Raw genomic sequence first — 14719 nt, forward strand, 5'->3', positions numbered from 1 at the left:
TAGACTAATAGCCAGGCAGGTGAACGATGAAAAAATACATGGTGCTGTTTTTAATTTGTTTCATATTTTTATCGGGTTGTAAATGGGAGTCCCATGCCGCATTATCAAAGGATGAGATTATGAAAAAAGAAATGCTGAAATCAGAAGACCTGCTTTCTCCTGCCGTAATGAAAAAAGATTTTGATTTCATGAAAACAAAAATCCTTGAGATCCACCCCGATCCTAAAAGGAATATTGATAATTGGGATAAGGCTGTAAGTGAAACTGAAAAAAAGATAAAGAGAGCTTTGACTGCAATGGAATTTGCACAGGTACTCATGGAGTTTACAAGCAGGCTTAAGGATCCGCATACTACCGTGTTTCCTTCCGGGGAAATGCTGGTGCATTCAAAAACCTTCCCGGCAGCTTTGGAATGGGTCAAAGAAGGACTTGTTGTCACTAAAAGTTTTGATTCTACCCTAAAGGCCGGGGATCTTATATTAAAAATGGGCGGGCGTTCTCCTGAAGAATTGAATGAAAAGTTGAGCAAGCTGATTTCTGCAGAAAATGAATATTGGGAGAAAAAAACCAGCTTAGCATTGCTGCATTACGAAATCTTTCTTAAAGAAATATCAATCGCTGAAAAGGACGATACAGTCAAAGCAACGATTGAACGAGATGGAAAACAGCTTAAGGCTGAAGTAAAATTATTAGAAAACAATTACAGCACCACTGGCCAATCAAAAGAATGGTTCAACTGGGAGATTCAGCAAGATCGGAATATAGCATATTTCAATTTGGACACATGCTTAGATACAATAGGCTATCAGTCTGCAGTAGACTCTTTTTTTCAGGAAACAGTTGAAAAAGGTATTGATAACATCGTTATTGACCTGAGGGGTAATGGTGGTGGAGATACGGGCGTGACAAATAGTTTTCTCAAGCATCTTCCCGCTGCGAACATTCAAAGTATAGGCTATCTAACGAAATACTCTACCGAAGCAGCAAAAAGATATGGCTACAGACGGACTAAAGGCGTACATAATATACCCTCTAGCAAAGTTGAAAATTTACAGGATCCTCCTATATTCACTGGCAAGATTTATATTGCTTCAGATAGCGGAACATTCAGCTCTGCTGCTCAATTTGCAGTTTTATTTCAGGACAACAATCTGGCTGAAGTCATCGGTGAGACTTCAGGCGGCAACCCGGTTTCCTGAGACTTCCATACAGCAGATTTGCCTTGGTGATTTCACACAAGGAATATTTCAGGCCAAATCAAGAAAAAAGCCATCTGCCATACATTGTACCAGATGTAATGATAGAAAAAACCAGGAAAGACATCATCTCCGGACAGGATGGCCAGCTTGAACGGATTTTTGATTATGTAGAGAAGAATGGGCAGAAATAACAAGAGGCAATGCATAGAAATGGAATTAAATCAGCCTGAAAGCGAAAAGGACCTTTGGCAAAGGTCCTTTTCATCTGGCCATATAAAGAAGCAAAGCCAGCGCAATATTCGGAAGTCCTATTAAAATAGAGGCCGCCGCTGTTCTTCTGCGCTTTTTTCTTTGCTCCGGAGGTTCTTCCACATGCAAATCAGCTTTGTACCTATGGGGTCCCATAATGATACCTGAAACAAGGACGGAGACTCCCCAGAACAGCAGGCCGATGGCTCCGGTAACCAAATGGGCATATTCCAGAACTCCTGCTAATAAAGAAGCTATTATACCAAGGATGGATATTCCAATGCCTATCAGAATATATCTCAAGTTGCTTCCCCCTTTCCTGTATCAATTTTACGGAGCAGGTATTAATTTGGTTTCAAAATCATAATAACTTTCCGAAAAATCAACTTTCATCATATTACCTGAAAAGCAGAGTTGTTGAAGATGTTATAATATTCTATAAAAACATTTTAATAGTGATCACAATGATATCTCGGGTCATTCCTATTAAAACAAAAATACCGAAAACAACTGTCGCCGGAGGTCTTTATGAGCTATAAAATTATATTTTTCGATGTGGATGGGACAATCACCCATCATGAAGACGGAAGCATTTCAGATAAGATGAAGGAAACGATATTTAAGCTGAAAGAGCAAGGGATCAAGGTTGCTGCTGCGACCGGCAGGCCCTTGTCATTGTGCAGGGAGATTGAGGAGCTTGGCATTGATACATTTGTGACTGCAAACGGAGGTTATGTTAAGCACCGTGATCAGGTCATCCATAAGGTAACGCTTGATCCGCAGGTCATCCGTGATGTGGCTGCCTTTTCCCTAGCAGAAAACCACGGTTTATCCTACTTCACGGAAGAATTCAGCACCAATGGCGTACAAAGCGAAGAAATTCTAAAGACACTGAAGGAGACGCTGGCCTTTACAGATTATCCTCCATTTTATGAAAATATCCATGAACAGGAAGTCTATTTAATGTGCCTGTACGCAAACGAAGAAATGATGAAAAAATACATTCATGCTTTCCCCGATCTCTTTTTTCAAAGATGGCATCCGTTTATAGCAAATGTGCTCCAGAAGGAAGTTTCCAAGTCTTTAGCCATCATGAAAGTGCTTGAATTCTTTGAGATTGAGCCATCAGAGATGGTTGCTTTCGGAGATGGAAACAATGATATCGATATGCTTGAACTGGCCGGTCTCGGGATAGCAATGGGGAATGGAACTGATGAGCTAAAAGCCATTGCTGATTTTGTCACCCGCAAATCCAGTGAGGATGGCATCGGATACGCTTTAAAAAAATTTGGGATACTGGAGTGAATCTGAAAAATAATCTTGCCTTCAAAAAAAGAATGCAGCCGTTAAAATGAACCCTGGATTCTATAATCCAGGGTTCTTTAAATCAGGCTCTGTATCATAATATTCTTTATACCACTCGGCAAACTTTTCGAGGCCCTCCTCAATGCTGGTTACAGGCTTATAGTTAATCAGTCTCTCCAGATCATCAACTTTGGCATAAGTCTCTTGTACGTCTCCCGGCTGCATGGGCTTGAAAGTCTTAATCGCCGGGATTCCCAGTTTCTTTTCAAGCACACTGATGAATTCATTCAGCTCAACAGGCTGGCTATTGCCTATATTAAAAAGACTGAACGGCAAAGACTTCTCCGGTCCTCTCTCCATCAGCCGCCAAATTGATTCTGTTACATCATCTACATAGGTAAAATCTCTCTTCATATTGCCATAATTATAAACTTCGATCGGCTCTTTTTTGACTATTTTCTCGGCAAAGCTGAAATACGCCATATCCGGCCTTCCCCAAGGCCCATAAACAGTAAAAAACCTGAGACCGGTTGCAGGAACTTTATATAGATGGCTGTACGTGTACGCCATAAGCTCGTTTGCTTTTTTCGTGGCTGCATATAAACTTACGGGCTCGTCAGTGCGGTCCTCCACTGCAAAGGGGATGGTTTTGTTATTCCCATAAACAGAACTGGAGGAGGCGTAAAGCAGGTGGCCAATTTTATATATACGGCAGCATTCAAGTATATTCATAAACCCCGCTACATTTGATTGGATATAGGCATGTGGATTTAACAGACTGTAGCGGACCCCTGCCTGGGCTGCCAGGTGAACGACGATTCGAGGCTCATGTTGTGTAAAGAGAGATTCAAGCAGCCTCTGGTCCTCAAGTGATCCTTTTATAAAATAAAAACCGGAATAATTATTTAATAATTGGAGTCTTGAATATTTCAGATCCTGATCATAATAGTCATTTATATTGTCCAGGCCAAGTACGGGGAGGCCTTTTTCGAGCAGCTTTTTTGATAAATGAAAGCCAATGAATCCTGCACAGCCTGTAATAAAAATTGGATTTTTCTTCTGATGCACCCTTCAGACTCCTTTCCTTCATGCTTTAAAATGAACTTATGCCGACTCCTTTATAAATAAAACCCGCTCTTTTCATAGCTGAAGGGTCCAGGGCATTGCGTCCATCAAATAAATGGCTTCCTGACGCAAGCGTTTTCGCCTTTTCCCAATCCATTTCTACTATTTCGTTCCACTCGGTAACCACCAGAATCGCTTCCGCGTCTTTTACTGCTGCTAAAGGCGAAGATGTATAAAGTATATCAGGATATACCTTTTTCATATTTTCTGTTCCTTTAGGATCGAACGCTGTTATGACAGCTTTCTTCTGCAGGAGAAAATCTATTATTCTAAGCGAAGATGCTTCCCTGATGTCATCAGTTTGAGGTTTAAAAGTGAGGCCGAGCAGAGCGATTTGTTTCCCTTTTAATGATCCGAGAGCATCTGTAACCTTTTCCAGGAACCATTCAGCCTGGGTATCGTTAACTTTTGAAACAGCCGTAAGAATATCCATTTGGGTTTTCTTTTCCGAAGCCATGGCAAGCAACGCCTTTAAGTCCTTGGGAAAGCAGGAACCGCCGTATCCTATCCCCGCTCTAAGAAACTGCGGCCCAATCCGGCTGTCGAGACCCATTCCTTTTGCGACCTCATTAATGTTAGCCCCTGTTTTTTCGCATAGCCGTGCCAGTTCATTGATAAAGGATATTTTTGCAGCTAAGAACGCATTCGAAGCATATTTAATCATTTCCGCGTCTCTTACTGATGTAAATAGAATAGTTGAGGAAACATCTTTATACAATCTTTCCATTGCTTTTTGGCATGGCCCCGGCTCGCATCCTATTACTATTCTTTCAGGATTGAGGGCATCCTCTAAAGCCTTTCCCTCTCTCAGGAATTCAGGATTTGAGACAAGGTCAAAAGGAATCTTTTTGTTTCTTTCAGCAATCGCACTCCCGATTATTTTTTTAATATGGTCACCGGTGCCAACAGGAACGGTACTTTTTATGACAATGATTTTATAATCGTTCAGAAGTCCCCCAATCGACCTGGCAGCATCCTCAACATAGGATAAATCGGCTTCTCCTTTAGGCGATGATGGTGTGCCGACTGCAATAAAGATATAATCACTTTTTTTTATACATTCTTCTAAATCACCTGTGAATATAAGATTCCCATTTAGCTGAAGCTGCTGGAATTCGTTTTCTAACCCATTTTCATAAAAGGGAAGTCTATTCTGTTTCATCATGCTGATTTTTGTGGGATCCTGATCCATTACGAACACTTTGTGGCCGTATTTGGCAAATGCCACACTTGTCGTAATCCCGACATAGCCGGCTCCAATTACTCCTATATTCATCTTTTCACCCCGAATCCACTTCTGTCATTGCATTCCAGAAAGGTAATTTTCTATAAACTATGGCAGCCGGTACAGACTTGCAACCGTCAAAAACCCAGCAGAATGCAAACTCTAATGTGATTGATCTTCGAGGGAAAGCTTTCTGAGATAGCTTGAAATCTCATCTTTGAGATCTTCCCGCTCTAACGCAAAATCGATCGTTGCCCTGATAAAGCCTGCCTTCGTTCCGATATCATATCGCTGCCCCTGAAAGCCGCAGGCTAGGACTGTTTCTGATTTATTTAAAATGTTCAGTGCATCTGTCAGCTGAATTTCCCCGCCGGAGCCTGGCGGTAAATCTTTGAGAATATTGAAAATTCCAGGTGTCAAAATATATCGTCCCATAATAGCCAGCCTGGATGGAGCCAATTCCTTTTTTGGCTTTTCTACCAAAGCTTCGATACTGAACACGTCTTGCTCTAAGCTTTTGTTTTTCGGTTTGATGATCCCATATTTTGAGACATCCTCTTCAGCTACCTGCTGTACTCCTGCAACAGAACAATGATGGAGGTCAAATACATCTATAAGCTGCCGCAGGCAGGGTATCCTGGATTTGACAATATCATCACCGAGCAAGACAGCAAAAGGTTCGTTGTTGACAAAACTTCTTGCACAATAGATAGCATCGCCGAGTCCTTTCGGTTCTTTTTGGCGGATATAATGAATATTGGCCAGCTGGGATATACTTTGGACCTCTTTTAACAGGCTATGCTTGTTTTTTTTATACAGGGTTTCTTCAAGTTCATAGGACTTATCAAAATGGTCTTCGATTGAACGTTTGCTCCTTCCGCTGATGATAATGATATCCTCTATCCCTGACAGCACAGCTTCTTCGACAATATATTGGATGGCCGGTTTGTCAACGATCGGGAGCATTTCCTTTGGCAATGCTTTTGTTGCAGGGAGGAACCTTGTTCCAAGTCCGGCAGCCGGTATGATTGCTTTTCGAATTTTCACCTATCCTTCTCCTTTCCTAAGAATCTCATCATACTTGTTATCTATTTCTATGACATAACAGACTAATTCGCATGTGGGATAGCACAGGCGTACAAAAAATTGGTGAATATTCTTAAAAAACGGGGGAGCTGTCCTATACAAAAATCTTTTAAAATCATAATTTAGTAAAAAGTACTCTCCCTACAAATGACCCTGCTTAAATCCAACAAAGGTAAAACACCGGGCAGGAGCTTATAAAAGAAACTCTTTCGTTATTAATTTTGAGGGAAATTGCTTTTTAATTTTAGGAGGGATAGCGTGGAAAGGATAGAAATTGTCCCATGGGAAGTAACTGAATCCATGCATGAATTCTTTGTTCCAGAATATATTAACGAGCTTGCTGCCGAGGTTCTAAAATCCTACGATCTTTCCGTTCAGAGCATTACGGTGGTCACAACGAAGCCGGATAAAGGCGGAGCCATATGGAAGCTTGAAACCGGCTCTGGCCCGAAAAGCTTAAAGCTTTTGCACCGAAGACCCACAAGGAGCCTGTTCAGCCTCGGAGCCCAGGAGTACTTGGTTGATGTCCAGGATGCCAGGGTACCGCCCATCTATAAAACAAGAGAAGGGCATAACTATGTTGAAGCAGGAGGAAAGCTCTGGTTTGCAGCGGAGTGGATAGAGCCCCTGGCGCCTGTTACCAAGGATTTGGAGGGTGCGAGGCAGCTTTGTTATGCACTTGGAGAGTTCCATCGCTTAAGCAAGGGATATACTCCCCCGCCATCTGCTGAAATTGCTTCAAGAGTTTTAAAATGGCCGAAAAGCTACCAGAAAGTCCTCAACAAAATGGACTGGCTCCGGAATATAGCTGCTGCTTATAAAGAGATGCCGGCTAGCGAAAGTTTAAAAAACGCAGTCGGTCATTTTGAAGAACAGGCTAAGCAGGGAATAGAAAAGCTAAAATCTTCAGCTTATGCCGATCTTGCAGCACAAGGGAATGAGTTCTGGGGGCTTGTGCATCAGGACTACGGCTGGTCTAATGGCCAAATGGGTTCGGGGGGGATGTGGATTATTGATCTTGACGGAGTTGCATATGATTTGCCAATCCGTGATTTAAGAAAGCTCATAACAGGTTCAATGGCAGATTTGTACAGATGGGATATTACATGGGTGAGGGAAATGATCAAAGCCTATCACGAAGCTTACCCAATATCTCCTGAACTATATGACCTGTTATTGATAGATCTTTCCATGCCTAATGAATTTTATAAGAATTTAAAGGAAGCAGTATATGAACCTGAATTATTCCTGAATGAACAAACAACACAGCTAATACAGACAATCCTGGACACAGACCAGACGAAATGGCCTGTGCTGGAGGAAATTCAAAATGACTGGAAGGGAGCCCAATCACTATGAAAATATTAATGATCTGTACGGAGAAACTTCCTGTTCCTCCTGTTCTGGGCGGGGCAATACAAACCTATATCTCCGGAGTCCTTCCTCATATAGGAAAACATCATGATATTACTGTCCTTGGAATCAGCGATCCTTCCCTTCCCGATCAGGAAACACTGGACGGCATTCATTATGTGCGGGTTCCCGGCAAATTATTTGACCTTTATCGTGACGGAGTAGTTGGCTATATTGAAAAAAATCAATTTGACCTGATCCACGTCTTTAACAGGCCCCGCCTGATCCTTCCCGTTCGAAAAGCGGCCCCTCAGGCTAAAATTACCTTGAGCATGCATAATGATATGTTCGGTCCTGATAAAATAGCCCCCGAAGAAGCTGCGGCAGCACTAGAAGAGATTTCAAATATTGTTACGGTCAGCAATTATATCGGTAATGTGATTCAGGATCTTTATCCTCAGGCTGCGCCAAAGCTGCAAACCATTTATTCAGGAGTAGATACCCAGCGCTTCCTGCCAGGAAATCATCCAAAAATGCAGAAAATCCGAAACGAACTCAGAAATGCTCATGGGCTTGAAAACAAAACCGTTCTTTTATTTGCCGGGCGGCTCAGCAACAACAAAGGTGTTGACAGGCTGGTCAGGGCGCTGCCACAACTTTCGCAAAAATATAAGGATCTCGCTTTAGTTATTGTCGGCAGCAATTGGTTCAGCCAAAACCATATCACAGATTATGTGGCCTATGTCAGGGCATTGGCAAGTAAACTCCCGATACCTGTTGTGACAACAGGTTTTGTCGCACCGAGCGAAATTCATAATTGGTTTGCAGCCGCAGACATGTTCGTCTGTACTTCCCAATGGCAGGAGCCGCTTGCGCGGGTTCATTATGAAGCGATGGCTGCTGGCCTTCCTATTGTCACTACCGCACGGGGAGGCAATCCGGAAGTTATATTACCAGGTGAAAATGGCTTGATTGTTGAAAATCCTGAAGATCCTGACTGTTTTACAGAAAAAATTTCTAATATTCTTTCCAGCAAACCATTGATGAAGAAAATGGGGCAAAAAGGGAGAGAATTGGCTGTATCTCAATATGAATGGCCGAGGGTCGCCTCTGAGCTGCTTGGCATCTGGGAGAGAACAAAATTCACGACTTATGGTGCAGCACCAGAAGCAGGGACAATTCCGGTGCTTCAGGAAACTCCATCCAATACCTCAGTAAGGGAAATCACAAATTCTGCCCAAGATCATAACGAAGCTGCACCCCTGACTGAAAAAACTTCCTTTGAAAATAAAAAAGAAAGGAAAAAACCTCTTAAAGAAAAGCCGGTAAAACAGAAGCAGAAAAAAACCAGCCCTGGAAGTATGGATTCTGCCAAGAGTAAGCGAAGCAGCAGAGAACTCCTTCAGCTATTGCAGGATGAATCTATGAAAAAGGAAAAACATGATCCAAATCACAAACAAAAAAGAAACAAAAAAGACAATCTTTCAGAGATGAATATGAAAGAGACAGTAAATGATGCCGTCTCCCCCGTAAATTCAAAAGCAGGCAAAGTAAATTCCGAACAGCCACATACAAAAGAGACAACAAAAAACGATAGGCTTAGGGGTATTGTCAAAGAATGGATCAGGGAATCCGCAAAAACGACCCTGGACCGTCTCAAGGAAGAACAAGTAAAAAAAGAAAGAAGTACTAATCGAAGGTAAGAATAACTTTATTGCCCGCCGTATTTAAAAGGCGGGCTATTTGGGTCTGCATATATAAGTAAATAGAATAATCCTCCTTAGCTTAATGCTGCCAAGGAGGATTGCTTTCAATCTTAATTACATTACAATTCTTCAATCGTCTTTTGGATAGTAACAAAAACCGGACACCCAGCAGTAAGCAGCTGGGGCAGGCCAAGTCTTGTATGTTTAATATTATAGTGCCATTCGGTCAAGTATGAAAGTCTCAATGAGCTTACGTCTTCTGATTCGCTTGTTCTCTGCATCATTTCCTGATGAGGCAGCTTCTGTATCAACAAGCTGAGCATCTTCGTCGTCATCATCATCATCATCATCATCATCTTCGTCTTCATCTTCTTCATCTTCATCTTCGTCTTCTTCATCATCTTCGTCTTCATCATCTTCATCTTCATCTTCATCTTCATCTTCATCTTCATCTTCATCTTCGTCTTCTTCATCATCTTCGTCTTCATCATCTTCATCTTCATCTTCATCTTCATCTTCATCTTCATCTTCATCTTCATCTTCATCTTCGTCTTCTTCATCTTCTTCTTCGTCTTCATCTTCTTCTTCTTCTTCGTCTTCGTCTTCGTCTTCATCTTCGTCTTCATCTTCTTCTTCGTCTTCGTCTATTTCGTCTTCTTCCTCATCTTCATCCTCATCCTCATCTTCTTCTGCTAAGTCTTCTTCTTCACCATCTCTTTCAAATTCTGTCTCAGTTCCATCTTCAAATTCAACTTTTAAAGTGACTTCCCCGACAGCTTCATTGTTCATTGAACCTGACAGAAAGCTCAACACATCTTCATAGGTTGAGTTTTCACTCAGTTCCATTCCCTCCTTGAACTCGATCTTGATTTTGGCCTTTACAATTTCTTTTGACATTTCTCTTTCCTCCCTTGGAGCTTTCTTGTTTAATACCAATAAGCTTTTGATTATACATGTCCAAAATTGTCATCAGAGTTTCTGAATCCTTAGTATTAGAATATGTTTCTCTTAAAAACTTGATATAGGACAACTTTCTCATGTTACGTCTTTATATAAAAATTGGACAAATGCCCCTGCTGCCTAAGAGCTGACCTGCCAAAACAGAAGCATGAAAAAAAGCATCAAAACGATGCCGAGATTGAATTCTATATTTTTTGGGGAGTTTATTTCCCTTCTGAAGTATTCTCAGTACCAAAAAGCTCTTTTTGAACGAAGACTCTTTATAATATAATCACCTAAAAATTTGAGCCCCCATGATCCCTGTTGTCTCCCATCATATAATTCGAATCATCGCCAGGCTTGGCATGAGGATGTGTGACATTTGGCGGGTTATTATTTATTTTCTTTCTGCGCCAGTCGATCAGAAAGGCAAATCCAAGGACAAGGAATATGATAATTAAAAGAAACCAAATCATGATTCTCCTCCTTTCCCATAGTACTCCAGCGGGATTTTCAACTTGCCAATTATCAGTGTATGATCCTCATCCACTTCATATGACATCTTAATTAGTTCATTTTGGCTCTTTTCAGCGAGTTTCGAATCGTCTCTAAATTCTTTTCCCTCTTCATAAACATACGGTAAAACCCTGCTATAGACCTTTACGGCCACACCATCATAATCTTTTTGCGGCAGTTCATAGCTAAATCCGGTGATCGCATAATCTGTACCTTCAATAATCGTATAATTTTCTGCAAACATGAGCCTTGGCAGGATGGATACAAGAATGATAAGCAGCAGAAGCACTGCAGCCATCCCAGGTATGCTTTTATTTTCAAAGTATATTCCCGAAACCAGTGTGAACACAAAGACCATCAGAAAGTCGGGAACCAATGCTGCCATCTGCAGGTCCTGCCCTTCTGGTCCGATAAGAGCGAAGCCTGCCGCCGACAGAATGATCATGGCCAGTCTAATGAGGAGATACATTCCCGTAATTCCCAATAATGTTAAACAAAAAAAAGAGAGGATATTATAAGGACGTCCACTGGCATTCATCGCTAGACCTCCTTCTATCTGGCTTTTTCAAATTTAATCAAGGCTGAAGAGAAGGTAAGCCTTCAAAACATTGATGCAAGCAGCAGCTCATTCTCTCTCATAAATTCCCTATGCTTCTCTGCCCCTCTCTTCTGCCCCCAGCCGACAGAACAAAATGCATCAAAAAACTTATAAAAAGGAAGGATGCTTTCCAGATCAATCATGGGTCTTAAGGTTTCATAGCCTTCTGTATAGGCCTCCCTGGAACCTTCATGACGTTCCCACACATCCCGGTTTATCTTAGAAAAGTCCATTTCAGGAGATCCGGAACGGGCACTTTCGAAATCGATGATACCTGCCACTTCATTGTCTTTCACGAGAATATTTCCCGGCCTGAAATCCATGTGGATGATACAGGGGCCATCAGGGGCGGGAAGTTCCTGTAAACTTTTATAAAAGTGCTTCTGAGACATTTCAAGCAGACTATCAGGAAGCACCTTGGAGGCATGCAGGCCGAAATGTTCCAATTTCTCCCTGACCATTTCTCTCCACTCCTTGGGATCAAAGCAGGAATATGCCTTAGGAAGCGGCGCATTATGCAGCATTGCATGGTGCCTGCCAATTTCGAAGGCAAGATCCCTGTCCATACCACGGGTGCATGGTTCGCCTTCGATTCCTTCAAGCAGCAGTGCACCTGCCATGTTTTCATCCCCTTCCCAATGATCAATGACTGCAGGCACCGGGACATGCCCTCTTAATAATCGGAGCACTTCCAGTTCTCTTTCAAGCTTCTCTGCGGAAAAGGGAATTTTCAAATATATCGTCCGCCCCCCATTAAGTACTAATTTGTACACAGTGGAACTGAAAGACTCGGGAACATTGCTGATTTGCTTTACACTTAATTGAAATCGGTCAATATAGTTCTGTATTAGTTCCATGGATTCTCCTGTTCCTTCAAAAGCTTTTGATTTTCATGCTTATATATACTTATCCTTATAAATTCGACTTAAAAATAAAAAAACCCTCTCAAAAAGTAATTTTTTGTAAAACAAAAGCAGGGTCAGCGCCCTGCTTTTCCATCCAATTCAATCTTTATGTTTTTGCTGCTGAATATGGTATAGCTGTAGCCCTCGATTTCAAGCCGTTCAGGAATCACTTCCTGGCTTCCATCTCCTTTTAGATTAATAGTATGCTTTGTTGTATACAGTCTCGGTTCGGATAGTTCGTCTGTACGCATAAAGTATTCGTCAGCCTTGTATCTCTGGCCATCTTTGTCGATAAAATAACCGTCTGAATTGCCTGCTGATGAGGTCCTTCCTTTACCTTCAATTGTAAATTGCAGTTTTTCATATGCACGGCTTTCCGGCAATTCCTCAGTCAAGACTACTTGAGCCGTTTTGCCGGGTTCTATGCTGTCGATTGAGATGCGGTTTCCTTTATATTCAGCCTTGATGGGAAGGCTTTTCCCCTTAAGATCAATGCTTTTTGGTTCTTCTACTGAATATTGCAGAGCACCCAGATGTAATTTAATATCCTTTGGCTCTTCCCCGTATATAGAATCGAAGGAAGCTGTCACTGTATTCCACCCACCGCCGGATATGTCTCCTCCAGGACCGAAGAGCTGGCTGCTGACAAGGCCATTCTCTGTTTCAATACTGTCGATGGCAATATAATCAAGGATTTTATCACTATGGGTGTTTTGATATCTGTAAGTAATCATGGTCGCTGTAGGAGCAATGACGAGTTTTTCAAAAATAATTGGATTCCCATCCGCTTCTGTTTTGGCAGATAAAGGGTATTCTAAGCTGGGGTGTTTTACCACTGGAACCGTGAATGACCATTCCCCTTTCAAAGTTTCACGTGTATTTTCTTTCCCCTCATCCCGATTTGATGCTTCAATAAATTTCTCCAGCTGCACAATTTTAAGATTAATGGTTCCTTCCGGCTGATCCATTGGTGCCACAGCAAGTTTTCCCCTAAAGGTATTTTTTTGATCGGAATAAAGATTCAATTGGCTTCTGATGGGCGAAAATGATGGTTCATCCTGATTCCCCCAATATTCATCTGCGTTCAAGACTTGAATGCCGTCATAATCCGGCTTAAAAAGATCGTCGGTCTTCAAATTTTCTACTTCATAATAGATCAGAGTCTGGATATCATCTGCCGCCACACTTGTTATCCTCACTTTGACCCCGCTGCTTTCTGCTTCAAGATCCAGCTTTTCGCCAAGTCCTGACTGGATGTATTGCTGCTCCTGCCCGCTTTCTGCGGTACTGAAATTCTGCCACCAATCTTTAAAAGTAGTGAATCCGCCATTGGCAGCTGCCGTTCCGACAAATAAGGTAAGGCAGACAGCTGCCGCCAAACCGCCGATCCTGCTGGCTTTGCTTTTCTTCTTCCTTTCCGATTCTGACAGCCTGACCCTTTTTGCCACATTCAGCATAAATTCTTCAGGCATGTCAATTTCTTGTGATCTAACAGCCAATTCAGCCGTTATTTCCTGCAGCTGTATCATTTCAGCTTCACATTTTCCGCAGTTTTCCAAGTGGTCTTTCAATATTTTTTCGTCTCCATGCTGGAGTCTTCCTTCCAGGCTATCCAGCATCAAGTTTTGTATTTCATTGCATGTCATGGCTGCCAGCACCTCCATATTCTTTGCGAAGAATCAGCAATCCCCTATAAATACGGCTCTTAACAGTACCGAGCGGAAGGCCGAGAATGCCTGCAATTTCTTCCTGAGAGAATCCTTGTATATATTTCAGCAGAACCGGCTCCCTGAATTTCTCATCAACATGTCCAAGTGCATCCAGCACTTCCAGCCTGACTGAGGGAAGCTGTCCTGCCTCTTTTCCTTCGATAGCAGTTTCCTGCTGCCTGCGCCTATTCCTCCGGTAAATGTCCCTGCACTCATTAATGAAAATAGAAGTTACCCATGTTTCAAAATAACGGTCCTGCTTCAGTTTATCGATATGGTCATGAACCTTCAGAATCGTATTATGGAATACATCCTCCACATCATGATGATTCTTTAAATATGCCCAGCCGATTTTATAAAACTTTGATTTGCGTGCCTCAAACCAGCTTATAACGGCATCAATATCCTTTTCCTTGATTTTTTTCAGCATAATTGAATCCTTTATGGCTTTAATCACACTCTTCCCCCGGCCCCTTCCTGCTGTATCTTTGTTAATTAGAGGAATGACGGCTGCAAAAAGTTCCCTTTAATTTTAGTTATCAATAAAAAAAGAGCTGCAGAGCAGCCCTCTTCAAGACAGTCACAATCCCACTTGTATTTTTTTAATGGATATGATTGTTGTAAGGATCATAGATCCCTGTCAATAAAAGCACAGAAATACAAAGAATAATAGTAGCGCCAGCCAATGTTAATGAGGCTGCCTTTTGGTTCCGCTTCAACATTGAACATCCTGTTATCAGGAGAACAGCACCCATCAACAGCAGTATGAATCCAGCTCCAATATTCATAAGAAAATCTCCACGT

16 protein-coding genes are annotated in these 14719 nt (G+C 41.9%); 5 read left to right on the forward strand and 11 right to left on the reverse strand.

All coding sequences use genetic code 11. From position 1 onward, the window contains the following. Positions 1 to 26: 26 nt before the first annotated feature. Both FZD51_RS00395 and FZD51_RS25960 read left to right on the forward strand, forming a co-directional pair. Positions 27 to 1199 carry a S41 family peptidase gene (locus FZD51_RS00395; protein ID WP_148972937.1) on the forward strand — a complete coding sequence of 391 codons (1173 nt, stop codon included), beginning with the start codon at positions 27 to 29 and terminating at the stop codon, positions 1197 to 1199. A gap of 26 nt (positions 1200 to 1225) precedes the next feature. Then, positions 1226 to 1390, forward strand: coding sequence for a hypothetical protein (locus FZD51_RS25960; protein ID WP_187445569.1), 165 nt, complete (start codon positions 1226 to 1228; stop codon positions 1388 to 1390). Positions 1391 to 1460: 70 nt separating this feature from the next. Here the strand turns inward: FZD51_RS25960 and FZD51_RS00400 are convergent, their stop codons facing one another. Beyond that, the gene (locus tag FZD51_RS00400) at positions 1461 to 1751 is read right to left on the reverse strand and encodes a DUF5316 family protein (RefSeq protein ID WP_148972938.1); all 291 of its coding nucleotides are present in this window, start codon (positions 1749 to 1751) and stop codon (positions 1461 to 1463) included. Between the two features lie 225 nt (positions 1752 to 1976). Between FZD51_RS00400 and FZD51_RS00405 the strand changes: the two genes are divergently transcribed. Then, positions 1977 to 2753 (forward strand): Cof-type HAD-IIB family hydrolase, encoded by a 777-nt coding sequence (locus tag FZD51_RS00405; RefSeq protein WP_148972939.1) that lies wholly within the window; start codon positions 1977 to 1979, stop codon positions 2751 to 2753. 60 nt (positions 2754 to 2813) lie between these two features. Here the strand turns inward: FZD51_RS00405 and FZD51_RS00410 are convergent, their stop codons facing one another. The 3 genes from FZD51_RS00410 to galU form a co-directional block, all read right to left on the reverse strand. After that, positions 2814 to 3821 (reverse strand): NAD-dependent epimerase/dehydratase family protein, encoded by a 1008-nt coding sequence (locus FZD51_RS00410; RefSeq protein WP_148972940.1) that lies wholly within the window; start codon positions 3819 to 3821, stop codon positions 2814 to 2816. Positions 3822 to 3846: 25 nt separating this feature from the next. Continuing rightward, entirely contained in the window at positions 3847 to 5154 is a 1308-nt protein-coding gene (locus FZD51_RS00415; RefSeq protein WP_148972941.1) for a UDP-glucose dehydrogenase family protein, read from the reverse strand. A gap of 111 nt (positions 5155 to 5265) precedes the next feature. Further along, complete coding sequence (galU, locus tag FZD51_RS00420) at positions 5266 to 6150, reverse strand: UTP--glucose-1-phosphate uridylyltransferase GalU (RefSeq protein ID WP_148972942.1); 885 nt, start codon at positions 6148 to 6150, stop codon at positions 5266 to 5268. 339 nt (positions 6151 to 6489) lie between these two features. Here galU and FZD51_RS00425 point away from each other — a divergent pair, with 339 nt between their 5' ends. Together FZD51_RS00425 and FZD51_RS00430 are read left to right on the forward strand one after the other, a co-directional pair. After that, complete coding sequence (locus FZD51_RS00425) at positions 6490 to 7548, forward strand: CotS family spore coat protein (RefSeq protein ID WP_420886202.1); 1059 nt, start codon at positions 6490 to 6492, stop codon at positions 7546 to 7548. Further along, positions 7545 to 9245: a glycosyltransferase family 4 protein gene (locus FZD51_RS00430; protein WP_148972944.1), complete on the forward strand. Its 1701-nt coding sequence runs from the start codon at positions 7545 to 7547 to the stop codon at positions 9243 to 9245. Before FZD51_RS00425 ends, FZD51_RS00430 begins: the two co-directional genes overlap by 4 nt. Positions 9246 to 9458: 213 nt before the next feature. On the opposite strand, the gene FZD51_RS25965 is transcribed toward FZD51_RS00430, so the two are convergent. The 7 genes from FZD51_RS25965 to FZD51_RS00465 all read right to left on the reverse strand — a co-directional run bounded on the left by FZD51_RS25965 (position 9459) and on the right by FZD51_RS00465 (position 14703). Then, positions 9459 to 10094, reverse strand: coding sequence for a hypothetical protein (locus FZD51_RS25965; protein ID WP_262380575.1), 636 nt, complete (start codon positions 10092 to 10094; stop codon positions 9459 to 9461). A gap of 389 nt (positions 10095 to 10483) precedes the next feature. Further along, positions 10484 to 10663: a hypothetical protein gene (locus FZD51_RS00440; RefSeq protein ID WP_148972945.1), complete on the reverse strand. Its 180-nt coding sequence runs from the start codon at positions 10661 to 10663 to the stop codon at positions 10484 to 10486. Next, positions 10660 to 11241: a hypothetical protein gene (locus FZD51_RS00445; protein ID WP_148972946.1), complete on the reverse strand. Its 582-nt coding sequence runs from the start codon at positions 11239 to 11241 to the stop codon at positions 10660 to 10662. Before FZD51_RS00445 ends, FZD51_RS00440 begins: the two co-directional genes overlap by 4 nt. A 62-nt stretch (positions 11242 to 11303) precedes the next feature. After that, positions 11304 to 12158: an aminoglycoside phosphotransferase family protein gene (locus FZD51_RS00450; protein WP_148972947.1), complete on the reverse strand. Its 855-nt coding sequence runs from the start codon at positions 12156 to 12158 to the stop codon at positions 11304 to 11306. Positions 12159 to 12280: 122 nt separating this feature from the next. Then, entirely contained in the window at positions 12281 to 13852 is a 1572-nt protein-coding gene (locus FZD51_RS00455; protein ID WP_187445571.1) for a DUF4179 domain-containing protein, read from the reverse strand. Continuing rightward, positions 13839 to 14372 (reverse strand): RNA polymerase sigma factor, encoded by a 534-nt coding sequence (locus FZD51_RS00460; RefSeq protein ID WP_148972949.1) that lies wholly within the window; start codon positions 14370 to 14372, stop codon positions 13839 to 13841. The genes FZD51_RS00455 and FZD51_RS00460 overlap by 14 nt, the downstream gene beginning before the upstream one ends. 145 nt (positions 14373 to 14517) lie before the next feature. Further along, positions 14518 to 14703, reverse strand: a complete 186-nt coding sequence (locus FZD51_RS00465) for a hypothetical protein (RefSeq protein ID WP_148972950.1) — start codon at positions 14701 to 14703, stop codon at positions 14518 to 14520. Positions 14704 to 14719: the final 16 nt, after the last annotated feature.

The sequence above is a fragment of the Bacillus infantis genome, assembly GCF_008180445.1.
Lineage (GTDB): Bacteria > Bacillota > Bacilli > Bacillales > Cytobacillaceae > Bacillus_AB > Bacillus_AB infantis_B.

Excerpts from the sequence above, each read along its gene's own strand:
- FZD51_RS00395 (WP_148972937.1), top strand. The coding sequence starts at position 27 with ATGAAAAAATACATGGTGCTGTTTTTAATTTGTTTCATATTTTTATCG.
- FZD51_RS00405 (WP_148972939.1), top strand. The coding sequence starts at position 1,977 with ATGAGCTATAAAATTATATTTTTCGATGTGGATGGGACAATCACCCAT.
- FZD51_RS00415 (WP_148972941.1), bottom strand. The coding sequence starts at position 5,154 with ATGAATATAGGAGTAATTGGAGCCGGCTATGTCGGGATTACGACAAGT.
- FZD51_RS00425 (WP_420886202.1), top strand. The coding sequence starts at position 6,490 with ATGCATGAATTCTTTGTTCCAGAATATATTAACGAGCTTGCTGCCGAG.
- FZD51_RS00430 (WP_148972944.1), top strand. The coding sequence starts at position 7,545 with ATGAAAATATTAATGATCTGTACGGAGAAACTTCCTGTTCCTCCTGTT.
- FZD51_RS25965 (WP_262380575.1), bottom strand. The coding sequence starts at position 10,094 with ATGGAACTGAGTGAAAACTCAACCTATGAAGATGTGTTGAGCTTTCTG.
- FZD51_RS00440 (WP_148972945.1), bottom strand. The coding sequence starts at position 10,663 with ATGATTTGGTTTCTTTTAATTATCATATTCCTTGTCCTTGGATTTGCC.
- FZD51_RS00445 (WP_148972946.1), bottom strand. The coding sequence starts at position 11,241 with ATGAATGCCAGTGGACGTCCTTATAATATCCTCTCTTTTTTTTGTTTA.
- FZD51_RS00450 (WP_148972947.1), bottom strand. The coding sequence starts at position 12,158 with ATGGAACTAATACAGAACTATATTGACCGATTTCAATTAAGTGTAAAG.
- FZD51_RS00455 (WP_187445571.1), bottom strand. The coding sequence starts at position 13,852 with ATGACATGCAATGAAATACAAAACTTGATGCTGGATAGCCTGGAAGGA.
- FZD51_RS00465 (WP_148972950.1), bottom strand. The coding sequence starts at position 14,703 with ATGAATATTGGAGCTGGATTCATACTGCTGTTGATGGGTGCTGTTCTC.